Source organism: Nocardiopsis sp. FIRDI 009, from assembly GCF_003386285.1.
Classification (GTDB): domain Bacteria; phylum Actinomycetota; class Actinomycetes; order Streptosporangiales; family Streptosporangiaceae; genus Nocardiopsis.
The window spans coordinates 148,582-163,004 of sequence record NZ_QPNC01000008.1 but is presented as its reverse complement, the minus strand read 5'-3'; the positions used below and the strand labels follow the sequence as shown (position 1 = coordinate 163,004).

General features: G+C 72.8%; 13 protein-coding genes. 4 read left to right on the top strand and 9 right to left on the bottom strand.

From position 1 onward, the window contains the following. The first annotated feature begins 204 nt into the window (after nt 1–204). The 3 genes from rpsO to DVR05_RS05795 all read left to right on the top strand — a co-directional run bounded on the left by rpsO (nt 205) and on the right by DVR05_RS05795 (nt 4,564). The gene (rpsO, locus tag DVR05_RS05805) at nt 205–474 is read left to right on the top strand and encodes a 30S ribosomal protein S15 (RefSeq protein ID WP_116244766.1); all 270 of its coding nucleotides are present in this window, start codon (nt 205–207) and stop codon (nt 472–474) included. A gap of 303 nt (nt 475–777) precedes the next feature. Continuing rightward, entirely contained in the window at nt 778–3,081 is a 2,304-nt protein-coding gene (locus tag DVR05_RS05800) for a polyribonucleotide nucleotidyltransferase (protein WP_116244765.1), read from the top strand. Nucleotides 3,082–3,229: 148 nt separating this feature from the next. Next, nucleotides 3,230–4,564: a pitrilysin family protein gene (locus DVR05_RS05795; RefSeq protein ID WP_116244764.1), complete on the top strand. Its 1,335-nt coding sequence runs from the start codon at nt 3,230–3,232 to the stop codon at nt 4,562–4,564. A gap of 85 nt (nt 4,565–4,649) precedes the next feature. Here DVR05_RS05795 and DVR05_RS05790 read toward each other — a convergent pair whose 3' ends face one another. The 9 genes from DVR05_RS05790 to DVR05_RS05750 all read right to left on the bottom strand — a co-directional run bounded on the left by DVR05_RS05790 (nt 4,650) and on the right by DVR05_RS05750 (nt 12,708). Beyond that, nucleotides 4,650–5,186, bottom strand: coding sequence for a sigma-70 family RNA polymerase sigma factor (locus DVR05_RS05790; RefSeq protein WP_116244763.1), 537 nt, complete (start codon nt 5,184–5,186; stop codon nt 4,650–4,652). A 171-nt stretch (nt 5,187–5,357) separates the two neighbouring features. After that, nucleotides 5,358–5,921, bottom strand: a complete 564-nt coding sequence (locus tag DVR05_RS05785; RefSeq protein WP_116244762.1) for a hypothetical protein — start codon at nt 5,919–5,921, stop codon at nt 5,358–5,360. A 25-nt stretch (nt 5,922–5,946) separates the two neighbouring features. Beyond that, entirely contained in the window at nt 5,947–7,194 is a 1,248-nt protein-coding gene (locus DVR05_RS05780; RefSeq protein ID WP_116244761.1) for a Dyp-type peroxidase, read from the bottom strand. Further along, nucleotides 7,194–7,820: a copper chaperone PCu(A)C gene (locus DVR05_RS05775; RefSeq protein ID WP_116244760.1), complete on the bottom strand. Its 627-nt coding sequence runs from the start codon at nt 7,818–7,820 to the stop codon at nt 7,194–7,196. The genes DVR05_RS05780 and DVR05_RS05775 overlap by 1 nt, the downstream gene beginning before the upstream one ends. Nucleotides 7,821–7,971: 151 nt before the next feature. Beyond that, a complete protein-coding gene (locus DVR05_RS05770; RefSeq protein WP_116244759.1) occupies nt 7,972–8,439 on the bottom strand; it encodes an Hsp20/alpha crystallin family protein in 468 nt (155 codons plus the stop codon). 47 nt (nt 8,440–8,486) lie between these two features. After that, nucleotides 8,487–10,079 (bottom strand): BCCT family transporter, encoded by a 1,593-nt coding sequence (locus tag DVR05_RS05765; RefSeq protein WP_116244758.1) that lies wholly within the window; start codon nt 10,077–10,079, stop codon nt 8,487–8,489. Nucleotides 10,080–10,310: 231 nt separating this feature from the next. Beyond that, entirely contained in the window at nt 10,311–11,102 is a 792-nt protein-coding gene (locus tag DVR05_RS05760; protein WP_116244757.1) for an aminotransferase class IV family protein, read from the bottom strand. A gap of 66 nt (nt 11,103–11,168) precedes the next feature. Further along, complete coding sequence (locus tag DVR05_RS05755) at nt 11,169–11,669, bottom strand: MarR family winged helix-turn-helix transcriptional regulator (RefSeq protein WP_116244756.1); 501 nt, start codon at nt 11,667–11,669, stop codon at nt 11,169–11,171. Nucleotides 11,670–11,718: 49 nt separating this feature from the next. Then, nucleotides 11,719–12,708 (bottom strand): MerR family transcriptional regulator, encoded by a 990-nt coding sequence (locus DVR05_RS05750; RefSeq protein WP_116244755.1) that lies wholly within the window; start codon nt 12,706–12,708, stop codon nt 11,719–11,721. A 207-nt stretch (nt 12,709–12,915) separates the two neighbouring features. On the opposite strand from DVR05_RS05750, the gene DVR05_RS05740 reads away from it, so the two are divergent. Beyond that, the gene (locus tag DVR05_RS05740) at nt 12,916–14,367 is read left to right on the top strand and encodes an SDR family oxidoreductase (protein ID WP_116244754.1); all 1,452 of its coding nucleotides are present in this window, start codon (nt 12,916–12,918) and stop codon (nt 14,365–14,367) included. The last annotated feature ends 56 nt before the right edge of the window (nt 14,368–14,423 follow it).

The following is a 14,423-nucleotide window of genomic DNA, read 5'->3' as shown; positions in this document are numbered from 1 at the left end:
TTTGCGGTAGGCTGGGCGGTGTCCACGTGTGCCCTGCGGACGGCCCTCCCCTTGGAGGCCCGAGCCCGGGAGGCGCGCCCACGCCGGAGCGTGGCCCGCGCCCACCGCACGCGACGGTGACTGTTCGTACGCGCGGTCACCGCGTCTGACCCCGGCCGCTCGGCCGGGCCATTCCCGCGTACCGACAACGAGAAACGGAGCGCTGTGTCGATCGACGCCGCCACCAAGGAAAAGATCATCGCCGAGTACGCCACCTCCGAGGGCGACACCGGCTCCCCTGAGGTCCAGGTCGCGCTGCTCACGCACCGCATCATCGAGCTGACCGAGCACCTCAAGGACCACAAGCACGACCACCACAGCCGTCGCGGCCTGCTCCTGATGGTCGGCCGCCGCCGCCGTCTGCTCAAGTACATCGCCAAGCAGGACATCACCCGCTACCGCTCGCTGATCGAGCGTCTGGGTCTGCGCCGCTAGGTGACTGGCGGGAGTGGCTTCGGCCGCTCCCGCTTTGTTAGTAAGGTGTGACACACGCACCGGTTGGCTCCGCCGCGTGTGCGCACCACAACTTCACAGAGACACACCCGCGATCCTTCCCTCGGCCGCAGAGTCGAGGCCGGTCCTCGGTAGTGGTCCCCGGACGCCCGCGACGGGCTCCGTGGACTTCGATCGATGACCGGCCGTCATCAACTCCGGGGCACGGGCGCGGGACAGAACATCAACGCACCCCGGGCACGGCCCGCCGGGTGCGCCCCGAGAACGTGCAGTAGGAGGTCGCCCATGGAGGGCGTGTACTCGGCCGAGGCCGTGATCGACAACGGTCGCTTCGGCACCCGAACCATCCGCTTCGAGACCGGTCGGCTGGCCCGCCAGGCCGCCGGTTCGGCGTCGGTGTACCTGGACGACGAGACCGTCGTCCTGTCCGCCACCACCGCCTCGAAGCGCCCCAAGGACAACCTCGACTTCTTCCCGCTGACGGTGGACGTCGAGGAGCGCATGTACGCCGCGGGCCGCATCCCCGGCTCCTTCTTCCGGCGTGAGGGCCGCCCCTCCGAGGACGCCATCCTCACCTGCCGCCTGATCGACCGGCCGCTGCGCCCGTCGTTCAAGAAGGGCCTGCGCAACGAGATCCAGATCGTCGAGACGATCCTGGCCCTGCACCCGGACCACCTGTACGACGTCGTCGCCATCAACGCGGCCTCGATGTCCACGCAGATCTCCGGCATCCCGTTCTCCGGCCCGATCGGCGGCGTGCGCGTCGCCCTGATCGAGGGCCAGTGGGTCGGCTTCCCCACCCACTCCGAGCTGGAGAACGCCACCTTCGACATGGTCGTCGCCGGGCGCGTCCTGGAGGACGACGACGTTGCGATCATGATGGTCGAGGCGGAGTCCACCACACGGACCCTCAAGCTGGTCGCCGAGGGCGCCGTCGGCCCGAACGAGCAGACGGTCGCCGAGGGCCTGGAGGCCGCCAAGCCCTTCATCAAGGTCCTGTGCCGCGCCCAGGCCGCCGTGGCCGAGCAGAGCAGCCGTGAGGTCGCCGAGTTCCCGATCTTCCTGGACTACGAGGAGGACGCCTACGAGGCCGTCAACTCCGCCGTCCGCGAGGAGCTGGCCAAGGCGCTGACCATCGCGGACAAGCAGGAGCGCGAGGCCGAGCTGGACCGCGTCAAGGCCGTCGCCGCCGAGAAGGTCGGCGAAGCCTTCGAGGGGCGCGAGAAGGAGATCGGCGCCGCCTTCCGCTCCCTGTCCAAGCAGCTCATGCGTGAGCGCGTGCTGCGGGACAAGGTCCGCATCGACGGCCGCGGCCCCAAGGACATCCGTTCGCTGAGCGCCGAGGTCGGCGTCCTGCCGCGGGTGCACGGCTCGGCCCTCTTCGAGCGCGGCGAGACCCAGATCCTGGGTGTGACCACGCTCAACATGTTGCGCATGGAGCAGACGGTTGACACGCTCAACCCGGAGAAGACCAAGCGCTACATGCACAACTACAACTTCCCGCCCTACTCCACCGGGGAGACCGGCCGGGTGGGCTCGCCCAAGCGGCGCGAGATCGGTCACGGCGCGCTCGCCGAGCGGGCCCTGCTCCCGGTCCTGCCCTCCCGCGAGGAGTTCCCGTACGCCATCCGGCAGGTGTCCGAGGCGCTGGGCTCCAACGGCTCCACCTCGATGGGTTCGGTCTGCGCCTCCACCATGTCCCTGATGGCGGCCGGTGTGCCCCTCAAGGAGATGGTGTCCGGCATCGCCATGGGTCTGATCAGCGAGGGCGACGAGTTCGTCACGCTGACCGACATCCTCGGCGCCGAGGACGCGTTCGGCGACATGGACTTCAAGGTCGCCGGCACCCGTGAGCTCATCACCGCGCTCCAGCTCGACACCAAGCTCGACGGCATCCCCGCCGAGCAGCTCGCGCTGGCGCTCCAGCAGGCCCGCGGCGCCCGCCTGGCCATCCTCGACGTCATGCAGGAGGCCATCGAGCGTCCGGCCGAGATGAGCCCGAACGCCCCGCGCATCCTCACCGTCAAGGTTCCGGTGGACAAGATCGGCGAGGTCATCGGCCCCAAGGGCAAGATGATCAACTCGATCCAGGACGACACCGGCGCCGAGATCACCATCGAGGACGACGGCACGATCTACATCGGCGCCACCGACGGCCCCTCCGCCGAGGCCGCCCGGGACACGATCAACCAGATCGCCAACCCGACGATGCCCGAGGTCGGCGACCGCTACCTGGGCACCGTCGTCAAGACGACCACGTTCGGCGCGTTCGTGTCGCTGCTGCCCGGCAAGGACGGTCTGCTGCACATCTCGCAGATCCGCAAGCTGCACGGCGGCAAGCGGATTGAGAACCTCGACGACGTGGTCAGCATCGGCGAGAAGATCCAGGTCGAGATCCGCGAGATCGACGACCGCGGCAAGCTGTCGCTGGTCCCGGTCGAGGTGGTCGAGGCCGAGGCCGCCGCGGACACCGAGGAGCCCGCCGCCGAGTCCGGGGACGACAAGCCCGCGGACAAGCCGGCCGAGAAGGGCGGGGACGCGCCGCGCCGCCGTCGCCGCCGTTCCTCCAGCCGTTCCGAGAACACCTGACCGGCCGGGTCCGATCGGAGAACGAGCTGACGGGGGCGGTCGCACCGATGGTGTGGCCGCCCCCGCCGCCTATCCCCGACCGGACCGGCGGGACGCGCACCGTCCACGGACCGATCCAGCGCACCAACGACGCGAAGAAGAAGGTTTCATGAGCTCTGTCCCCATCGCCGCCGAACAGGAGCCGGACACCACCGTCACGCTGCTGGAGCCCGAACGCGGGTCCGGTCTCGTGCGGCGTACCGTGCTGCCCGGCGGCCTGCGGGTGGTCACCGAGGACGTCCCCGGGGGGCGCTCCGCCGCCTTCGGGATCTCCGCGACCACGGGTTCGCGCGACGAGGACGCGGCGCACGCGGGCTCGGCGCACTTCCTGGAGCACCTGCTGTTCAAGGGGACCCGGACGCGGTCGGCGATGGAGATCTCCGCGCTCCTGGACGGGGTGGGCGCCGACCACAACGCCTACACCACCAAGGAGCACACCTGCTACTACGCGAAGGTGCTCGACCGGGACCTGCCGCTGGCCATCGACGTCGTCGGTGACATGGTCGCCAACTCGGTGCTCGACGAGGGCGAGGTGGAGACCGAGCGCGGCGTGATCCTGGAGGAGATCGCCATGTACGAGGACGAGCCCGCCGACCTGGTGGACGACGTCTTCGCCGCGCACTTCTTCGGGGACAGCCCGCTGGGGCGGCCGATCCTCGGTACGATCGACACCATCCGCGACCTGCCCCGCGAACGGATCCTCGAACAGTACCGGTCCGCCTACGTGCCCGGTGAGCTGGTGGTGACCGCGGCCGGAAGCCTCGACCACGACGAGGTGGTGGCGCGGGTCCGGGAGATGTTCGCCGACCAGCTGGCCGCCGCGGGGGACGCCCGACCGGCGCGCCCGCGTCTGGCCGACGGCCCGGTGCCGACGTTCGGCGGCACGGTGGTGGAGCCGCGCGAGACCGAGCAGGCGCACATCATCCTGGGGTCGGAGGGCCTGCCGCGCACCGACCCGCGCTGGCACGCGCTGCGGCTGCTCAGCGCCGCTCTCGGCGGCGGCATGTCCTCCCGGTTGTTCCAGGAGGTGCGGGAGAAGCGCGGCCTGGCCTACGCGGTGCACGCCTACCACACGGGCTACGCCGACACCGGGACGTTCCAGATCTACGCGGGCTGCCTGCCGGAGAAGGCCGACGAGGTCATCGGCGTATGCCGGGACGAGCTGGCCAAGGTGGCCGCCTCCGGGATCACCGCCGAGGAGCTCACCCGGGCCAAGGGACAGATCCAGGGCACGTGGGTGCTGGGCAACGAGGGCACCAACGCCCGGATGGGGCGGCTGCTCGGACACGAGCTCAACCACCCCCGCCACCTGTCGATCGATGAGGACCTGGCGCTGTTCGACGCCGTGACCGAGCGGGACGTGGCCGAGGTCGCCGCCGAACTGCTCGCGCGCCCGCGCGCGCTGGCGGTCATCGGCCCCTACGACAAGGACCGTGAGTTCTGACCCGGAGGCGGTTTCCGCCGGAGCGCGGCCGTGAACAGCGGGTGAGGTGGACAGCCCCTCACCCGCTGTCGCGTGTTCGGCGGGATCAGCCGGTGAAACCGCGCAGCAGCTCCTCCCGGGCCCGGGAGACCCGGGAGCGGATGGTGCCCACGGGGACCCCGGCGATCCGGGCCGCCTCGGCGTAGGTCAGACCCTCGACCTGGGTGAGCACGAACGCCTGCCGCCGCTCGGGCGCGAGCCCGTCCAGCAGGTCGAGCAGGGCCAGGTGTTCGTCGAAGCGGGTGAACCGCACGGACAGCCGGTCCCAGTCGTCGGTGCTGACGCACCGCGGCCGGGCCGCCTCGCTGCGGTAGCCGTCGGCGACGGTGTTGCGGGCGATCGCCAGCAGCCACGACCGCACGGGCGCCCGCCCGGCGAACCGGGGCAGACCGCACAGGGCCCGCAGGTAGGTCTCCTGGGTGAGTTCCTCGACCCGGCCCGCGGGCACCCGGCGGGCGATGTGTCGGATCACGGTGGGCCTGGTCCTGCGGACGAGGGCGTCCAGGGCGGTGGCGGATCCGTCGCGCGCGGCGAAGGCCAGGCGCTCCAGTTCTCCGTCCACGGGGGTGGTCTCGACGGGCATGGGGGGCTCTCTCCTGGTTCTGGACGCGTCCGGACGACCCGGTGCGGACTGCGCCGACCAGGGACGGAACGCGTGGGGCGGGAGCGGAGGCGTCTGCCCGAACCGGGGCCCGCGCGTGCCCGGATCCGCGCCGGTGCGGCGACGCTCGCGGGGCGGTGCGCGGGGCGGGCCTCAGCCGAACACCGGAGGTCCCCTCAACACCAGGCTGTGCCGCAGGTAGAGCGCGCTCGCCCGGCCGCGCCGAGGCGTCGTCGGCCGCGCCCCCGGCGACCGGGTCCGGATCCGCGCCGTCGTGACCAGCGTCAGGAACGGCAGCAGCGCGGCGGCGACCAGGCGCAGGTAGGCGAAGAGCGCGGCCTCGCCCTGGCGCAGCCACCAGGCGCACACGGCCCCGGCGACCGCGTGAACGGCCAGCATGCCGCCGCTGCCGGAGGCCGCCGCCAGCGCGTCGTCGTAGGAGCGGTGGTGGCCGGTCGGGCCCACCGACTGCGCGGTCGTGTACACGAGGTGGAGCGCCGACTGGGACCAGGCCATCCAGCCGGTGATCGCGCCCAAACCCCGTTCGCGGCCGGTCACGGCCCAGGCCAGCCCGTAGACCAGGGCCGATCCGACGAGCAGGCCGACCAGGGGGACACCGTGCCCGGACGAGAGGGCGTGACCGGCCACCGACACCGAGGCGCACACCGAGGTGAAGACCCCGGCGCGTACCGTGCGCAGCGGTGGGCGCTCCGTCATGGGCTACATACTGACATCCCGGAGCTCATCCCTCCAGGAGTGTGCTGCCGACATATCCCCCCTCCTCGCATCCGGGAGGAATGGCGAACACCGCCGATCCCACGGCCGTGACCCACTCGTTGAGCAGGTCGAGCTCGTCCAACCGGCGCTGGATGGGGACGAACTGGCGCAGCGGGTCCGCCTGGTAGGAGGCGAAGAGCAGCCCGGCCTCGCCCCCCGCTCCGTCGCGCAGGTCGTAGTTGTAGCCGCGGCGGAAGATCCGCTCGTCCGGGTTGCCGGTCCGTGCCCGCCGCACGTGCGCGAACGAGGGGATGACGGTCAGGCCGTCGGGGCCGGTGGCCGCCAGGTCCACCTCGTCGTGTTCGTTCTCGCCGGTCAGCGGAGCGCCGTCGGCCAGGCGGCGCCCCACCACCGCCTCGCGGGCGGGTCGGTCGATCTCGTCCCAGGTGTCCAGGTCGGTGGCGATCCGGCGCAGCACGATGCTGGTGCCCCCGGCCATCCAGTCCGGGCCGCGCCCGCCCCAGACGAGGTGGTCGAAGTCCTCCGTCCCCGGCTTCGGGTTGACGGTGCCGTCCACCTGGCCCATGAGGTTGCGCATCGTGGTGCCGTCCGGCTGGGAGCCGTAGGAGCGCCGGAAGCCGCTCTGGGACCAGCGCGGCCGACCGAAGGGGCGGGCGTCCCGGACCATCATCCGCACCGCGTGGGAGACGGTCACCGGGTCGTCCGAGCAGACCTGGACGAGCAGGTCGGCCTCACCCCACTCCGGGCGCAGGTCGTCCTGCTCGAACTCCGGCAGCGGTCCCAGCCACTCGGGCACGGCGTCGGGGTCCACCCGTTCGACCAGTCCGCGCCCGAACCCGAAGGTGGTGGTCAGCCGGGCCGGGACCTCGGCCAGTTCGGGCTCGGTGTCGGTGAGGGAGGGGCTGCCCTGGGTGAGGCGGGCGGCGTTGTCGCTGAGGATGACCATGAGTCGCCGCACGGCGTCGGCGTCGGCGTCCTCGTTCAGGTCGAGCGCGACGAACGTGGCGTGCGCCTGCGGCGGCGTCTCCACCCCGGCCTGGTGTCGGCCGTGGAAGGGCACGGTCCGGCCGCCGTGCGGGGGCGCCGACTCCGATCCGGGAGCCGGGTCGGTCCCCCCGACCAGTCGGTGCGCGGCGGTGGCCCCGGCCGCGCCGATCCCCGCGGCCCCGAGCCCGGCCGCGCCGCCCAGGAGCAGGCCCCGGCGGCTCACCCGGCCGCCGCGTGTCTCGTCGTCGGGTCTGGGGTCGGCCATCACTCGTCCCCGTATCCGTCGTCGGAGCCGCCACCGTCCTCGCCCGTGTCCGAGCCGTCGCCGTGGCCCTCGTGGTCGCCGTCCATGTCGCCCATGTCCTCGCCCTCCATGTCGCCGTAGTCCTCGTTGGCGCCGGTGTAGGGGCGGATGGCCGCGTCGAACGTGGTGGTCGAGCCGTCCTCGAACTCCACGGTGATCGTGAGGTCGTCACCCGCGGCCAGGTCCCGGGTCAGCTCCATGAGCATGATGTGGTCCCCGCCGGGCTCCAGGGTGTAGGTGCCGCCCGCCGGGACGACGAAGCCGCCCTCCATCTCGCTCATGCTGGCGTCGGCGCCCTCCAGGGTGCCCTCGTGGAGCTGGACCATGTCCGCGCCGTCGGCCTCGGCGGCGACGATGGTCATCTCGCTCCCGGAACTGTTGGTGATCTCACCGAAGACACCGGTCATCCCCTCGTCCTGGGTGACCGCCTTGATCCAGGGGTCGGTGATCTCGAAACCGTCGGCCGCCGTGGCCTCGGCGGCCTCCCCGGTGGGGTTCTCCTCCTGTTCGCCGCCCCCGCCGCAGGCGGTGAGGGCCAGGGCGAACAGGGCCGCCGCGGTGGCGGAACGGGTCGTGCGCTGGTGCATCGAATGACTCCGTGGTCGGGCCGCGGACGCGGCCGTTCACCGTGACAGTCGCCCTGGGACCGCGCCCGGTTCCCGTCGTGTGGCCACAGCGCCGAGGAGAAGAAGTTCGGCGCCCGTGCGGGCCCGCCCCGCCCCGTCCGGCGGGCCCGTCTCAGCGGCGCCGGCGCCGGCTGATCGCGATCGGGGTGGGTGCGGCGGCGTTGGCCGCGCCGTGCACGGTCACCTCCAGCAGCCCCTCCCCGTAGGTCGCGTCGACGTCCTCGTCCCCGATGTTCTCGGGAAGGCTGATGTCGCGGCGGAACGCGCCCATGTACCGCTCCGACGAGTAGTACACGACGTCGTCCTCGTCCCGGCGGCGCTGGCCGCTGATGGTGAGGACGTTCTGGCTGAGGCTGACCGTCACGTCGTCCTCGAAGACCCCCGGGAGTTCGCAGCGGATCACCAGGTCGTCGCCGCGCGCGAGGATGTCGGTCGGCGGGCTCCAGGCGTCGGCGAAGCCGCGTTCGCGCTCCCCGGCGTGGCTGATCTCGCCCGAGGACATGGTCTCGGAGATCCGGTTCATCTCGGTGATCATGTCCATCACCCCGTGGAAGGGGTTGCCGAACTTCTTGCGTGTCACGTTCGCCTCCTACGGGTCTGGGTCTGCGGCTGGTCCACGTGGCCCCCTCACTCGCTCCGGGGCCTCGGGGCGGTGCGCCGCTCCCGGCCGGCGTCGCTCCGCGCGGCGCCGGCCGGCGGCTCCTCGGCCAGCGCCCGGCCCAGGCCCCACAGCATGAACAGCAGGATCACCGCGAAGGGGAGGCCGGTCACGACCGAGGCGGCCTGGAGGGCGGACAGGGCGTCCGCGCCGCCCAGGACGAGCAGGACCAGCGTCACGGCGCCCTCGGAGATCGCCCAGAACGCGCGCTGCCCCCGCACGGGGTGGGTGTCGCCGCCGTTGGTCAGCGTGTCGACCACCAGCGACCCGGAGTCGGAGGAGGTGACGAAGAAGATCGTGACCACGAGGATGAGCAGCAGCGCGATCGCGTTGCCCAGCGCCGGTGAGAACGAGAACATCACGTCCACGAGCCGGAACGCGCGGTCCTCCTCGTTGAGCTCGGACAGGCCCGCGCCCTCGAAGAGCTCGTAGTACAGGCCGGACCCGCCGAAGACCCCGAACCACAGGACGGAGACGATCACCGGGGCGAACAGCGCGCCGACCACGAACTCGCGGATGGTGCGCCCGTAGGAGATCCGGGCCAGGAAGATGCCGACGAACGGCGCCCAGGAGATCCACCAGCCCCAGTAGAAGATGCTCCACGTGGTGGTCCACCGGGCCGCCTGCGGGTCGGCGAGCGGGCTCGGGAAGGACAGGCTGAGGGGGATGAGGGCGGCGAAGTACTCCCCCGCGGCCGTGGTCATGGTGCTCATCATCCACAGCTTGGGCCCGAACAGGAAGACGACGATGAGCAGTGCGAACGCCAGCCACAGGTTGATGACGGACAGGCGCCGGATGCCCTTGTCGATCCCGGCCAGGACGCTCAGCAGGGCGATGCTGGTGATGACGACGATGATGAGCGACTGCATCGTCTGGTTGACGGGCAGGCCGAACACGTGGCTGAGGCCGCCGTTGATCTGGAGTGTGCCCAGGCCCAGGGACGTGGCCAGGCCGAAGAGCGTGCCGAACACCGCCAGGATGTCCACGAGGTTGCCCGGCCAGCCGAACGCGCGGTCGCCGATCAGCGGGTACAGGGCCGAGGCCGGGCGCAGCGGCAGGTTCTTGCGGAACGTGAAGTAGCCCAGCGACATGCCGAGCGCGATGTAGATCGCCCACGGGTGGAAGCTCCAGTGGAAGAAGCTCAGGGCGAGCGCCTCGTCGGCGGCCTCGACCGGGGGCGCCTGGCCCTCGGGCACGAGGAAGTCGGAGTTCCTCGGCCAGGTCAGGTGGTGGATCGGTTCGGACACGCCCCAGAACACCAGACCGATGCCCATCCCGGTGGTGAAGAGCATGGCGAACCAGGCCAGGGTGCTGAACTCCGGCCGCGAGTCGTCCGGGCCGAGCCGGATCCGGCCGAACCGGCTGAGCATGAGGAAGACGGCCAGGCCGAGGAAGAACGTCGTGCACAGGACGTAGAGCCAGCCGAGCTGGTTCCCGATCCAGTCGCGCGTGGCCGTCGCCGCGTTGAGCAGGGGTTCGGTGGCGATGATGCCGACGGTGACGAAGGCGAGGATCACGACCCCGGACGTGAAGAAGACCGGGGGGTTGGTGTGTTCCCGTATGTAGTCGCGCAGGGTTGAGATGGTGGCTCCTCCCCAGCCCCGGACGGTCGGCTGCCTTGCTGGCCGGGACGGCGGTGTCCGGTGTCGAGATGTCGTCCGTGCAGGTCACGGCCGGTGTATTCCGGATGGTAGAGCCGGGTGGGGCGTGGGTCCCCATCGGAGTGATCCGGGAGTTTCACCCATCAACCGTGACGGAACGGACGACGGGTGGGGGTGAGGGGAGCGCCCCGGTCAGAGCGGCTGGCCGGGGAGGGCGGCGTAGGCATCGGCGAGCCGGTCGATGAGGACCGAACGCGGCAGGTGGACACCGTCGATCGCGGTCACCGGGCGCACACCGGTCGTGGCGTTGGTGACGAACGCGCCCGCCATCCGTGTGCAGGACGCGGCCGGGACGGGGCGGGTGGAGACCGGGACGCCCAGGTCGACGGCGGCCCGCTCGACCAGTCGCGCGGTCACGCCCGGCAGGCACGGCGCGTGCGGCCAGACCAGGCCGTCGCCGTCCAGGAAGCCGATGTTCCAGGTGGGTCCCTCGGCGACGCGGCCGTCCGACCCGGTGAACAGGGCGTCGTCGTGGCCGTCGAGCTGGGCCGCGCGGCGCTGGTGGATCGAGCCGAACAGGCCGGTGCTCTTGACCTGGGGAGTGTCGCGGACGAACGGCCGGGTGCCCAGGCGCAGCGGGCGCGGCGGGGCGTCCGGGTCGGGCGCGGGGCGGGTGGTGACCAGGATCTGGGGGAACGCGCGGGCGGCGGGGCGGCCCAGGTCCATGTCCGGGTCGAAGACGGTCACGCGCACGACACAGGGCGAGGGGCGGGAGCGGGCGGCGCGGCGGGCCAGCTCGCGCACGCGGGGCAGGTCCGGTTCGGTGCCGAACAGGGTCCGGCAGTCGCGGGCGAGGCGTTCGGTGTGCAGGTCCAGGCCGCGGACGCGCAGGTCCGTGACGAGCATGGTCGTGAAGTGGCCGTATCCGTGCAGGGCGAGGCTGGCGAGTTCCCCGGTGTTGACGGGGCGTCCGTTCAGTTCCATGTCGTCCCCATCATGACAGTGCGGGACCTGTGTCACCCGGGTTTCTCCGATGCGGGGGCGGGGATCTCAGGCCGGGGGCCGCGGAGCGCGGACCACCCCGTCCAGTGTCGCGCCGACGCGGCCCAACCAGTCGGCGATGACGGCCAGTTCGCCGTCGGAGTAGTGCTCGTGCAGCTCCGTCATGGCCGCGCGCATGCCGGGGGAGGAGACGGCGGCGAGCCGTTCGGCCCCCTCGGTGAGCCGCACCGCGATCTTGCGCCGGTCCTGGGGGTGCCGGGTCCGCTCCACGAGGCCCCGCTCCTCCAACCGGTCGAGGACCCCGGTGACGGACCCGGTGGACAGGCACAGGCTGTCGGCGATCTCCCCCGGCGTGAGGGTGCCGGACACGCGCAGCAGCGTGTAGCACTGGAAGTCCGTCGGGTTCATCCCGCTGTGGGCCGCCATCCGGTGCAGGAGGCGCACCAGTCCGACCGCGAGCCGCTGACCGCCGTCCTGGAGGGCGTCGTAGAGTTCGGTCCGCGACCTGGTATCGGGGCCGCCGGTGGGCGAGGCCGGCGCCGTTTCCATGGAGCTCCTGGCGGGTCGGTGACCGGCTGGTCCGGTCCTACCCAGGAGTCTAGGGCGTCCCGCCCGTGGCGGTCCTCTCCGGTGGCCCCGCCCCGGCCCGGTCCGACGACCCCGCACGGGGCGCCAGGACGCGCACGGCCGCGGCCAGCGACGTGAGGTGGCCGTCGCGCGCCCGGGCGGCGCCGGGAACCGGCCGCCAACCGGGACCGGCGGTGAACAGGCGGGTCCGCGGGCGGGCTCCGGAGACCGCCCGCGCCGTCGCCAGCAGGGCCGCCCCGCCCGAGCGGTCGGCTCCGTGGCACCACACGACCACGGCGCGGGGGGCGATGCGGCGGACCGCGGCCACCGTCGCCTCCGCCGGGGTGCAGGCGCCGAGCACCCGGTGGGGCTCCCCGGCCTCCCGCAACGCGGCGGCCAGGGCCTCCAGAGGCAGGCTGTGCGCCTCGTGCGGGCCGCAGGCCAGGAGCACCGGACGTTCCCCGCAGGGCTCGACGGCCGGTGCGCGGGCGGGCCCGCGCACCCGGCGCAGCGCGGACGACACGCACCACGACAGCAGGTGTTCGACCTCCACGTACCGCGTCGTCGCCTCCCACCTGCGGCCCATCCCGTACAGCAGGGGCATCGCCAGCTCCTCCCAGGCGGCCACCACGCCCCTGGTGCGGAGGGCGTCCTCCAGGATCGCCTCCACCAGGTCGGCGTCCAGGCGCGTCGCCGCGTGGACCACCCCCTGGAGGGTCGGGGTCGCCCGGTCGGCCCGATCGTCGCAGGTCCGAGGGGGCGGTGGCGCGGCTCGGCGCGGAGCTTCGACGGTGGCGGCGCCGCCTCGCACCCGCTCCGCCGCGTCGGCCGGGGGCACGCCCTCGCCGACCAGGCGGCACAGCTCGCGCAGCCGGGCGATGTCGTCGGGCGTGTAGCGGCGGTGTCCACCCGGGCTGCGGCCGCGGGGGCCGACGCCGTAGCGCCGGTCCCAGCTGCGCAGGGTCGAGGTCGCGACGCCGAGCAGGCGGGCCGCCGCCCCGGGGGTGAGCGCGTCGGGCACGGCGCCTCCCGAAACGTTGCGAAAGCGGTGCGACTTGTGACCTCGGCCGCGTGCGACCGACTCTAGCCGGGACGGCACCGAAAGGAGCGGAACGATGGAACGCGACGCGCAGCGCTCGACCGAACGGCGCCTCGCCACCGTCCACCGGGCGGGGGCGGCGCCGACCGGGCCCGTGCTCATCGGCTTCGGCGCGGCGGGCTGAGCGCCGTGCGGGTACTCGTGACCGGGGCCAGCGGCTACATCGGAGGGCGGTTGGTCCCGCTGCTCCTGGACGCCGGGTACGACGTGCGGTGCCTGGCGCGCACCCCGGAGAAACTCCGGGACCACCCCTGGCGAGACCGGGTCGAGGTGGTCCGGGGGGACGTGGTCGACGGGTCGGGGCTGGCCGACGCGCTCGCGGGGGTGGACACCGCCTACTACCTGGTGCACGCGATGGCCGGTGGGGGCGGTTTCGCCGGACAGGACGCCCGGGGCGCCCGCGCCTTCGCCCGCGCCGCCGAGGAGGCGGGCGTGGGACGCCTGGTCTACCTCGGGGGGCTGGCCCCGCGGGAGGGCCGGCTCTCGGCGCACATGGCCTCCCGGACGGAGGTCGGCGACATCCTGCTCGCCTCCGCCGTGCCCACCGCCGTCCTGCGCGCGGCGGTGATCATCGGCTCGGGTTCGGCCTCGTTCGAGATGCTGCGCCACCTCACGGAGCGCCTGCCCGTGATGACCACACCGCGGTGGGTCCGCAGCCGGGTCCAGCCCATCGCCGTGCGGGACGTGCTCAGGCTGCTGGTGGAGGCGGCGGAGCTGCCCGAGGGGACCAACCGCGCCTTCGACGTCGGCGGCCCGGAGGTGCTCACCTACGCGGAGATGATCCAGCGGTTCGCGGCGGTCGCCGGGCTCCGGCGGCGGTGGATCGTCCCGGTGCCCGTCCTGTCGCCGGGCCTGTCCAGCCTCTGGGTGGGTCTGGTGACGCCGGTGCCGCCCTCCATCGCCCGTCCGCTCGTGGAGTCGCTGCGCCACGACTCGGTGATGGGCGAGGACGACCTGTCCGACCTGCTCGACGACCGTGACCGGCTCCGGTTCGACGAGGCGGTGGCGCTGGCCCTGCGCCGGGTGGCCGAGGCGCGCGTGGCCACCCGGTGGTCGTCCGCCGCCTGGCCGAGCGCCCCCTCGGACCCGTTGCCCACCGACCCGGACTGGGCGGGCGCGAGCCTGTACACCGACGAGCGCTCCCGGTTCGTGGACGCGCCGCCCGACCGGCTGTGGTCGGTCGTCGAGGGGATCGGCGGCGACCGGGGCTGGTACTCGTGGCCGCTGGCCTGGGCCGCGCGCGGATGGATCGACCTGGCCGTCGGAGGGGTCGGTCTGCGCCGCGGCCGCAGGGACCCCGCCCGGCTGCGGGTGGGTGACTCGCTCGACTTCTGGCGGGTGGAGGAGATCGTGCCGGGCGGACTGCTGCGGCTGCGCGCGGAGATGCGCCTGCCCGGTCTGGCGTGGCTGGAGCTGCGGGTGGGACGTGAGGACGGGCGCACCGTGTACCGCCAGCGTGCGCTGTTCCGTCCGAGGGGGCTGCCCGGACACCTCTACTGGAAGGCGGTCACCCCCTTCCACGGTCTGATCTTCGGCTCGATGGCCCGCAACATCGCCCGTCAGGCGGCTCGGGAGGGGTAGCGCGGCGTCGGCGGCCGCGAGGGGCGGTGGCCGGGGCCGCCGGGGTTCGTGTTATC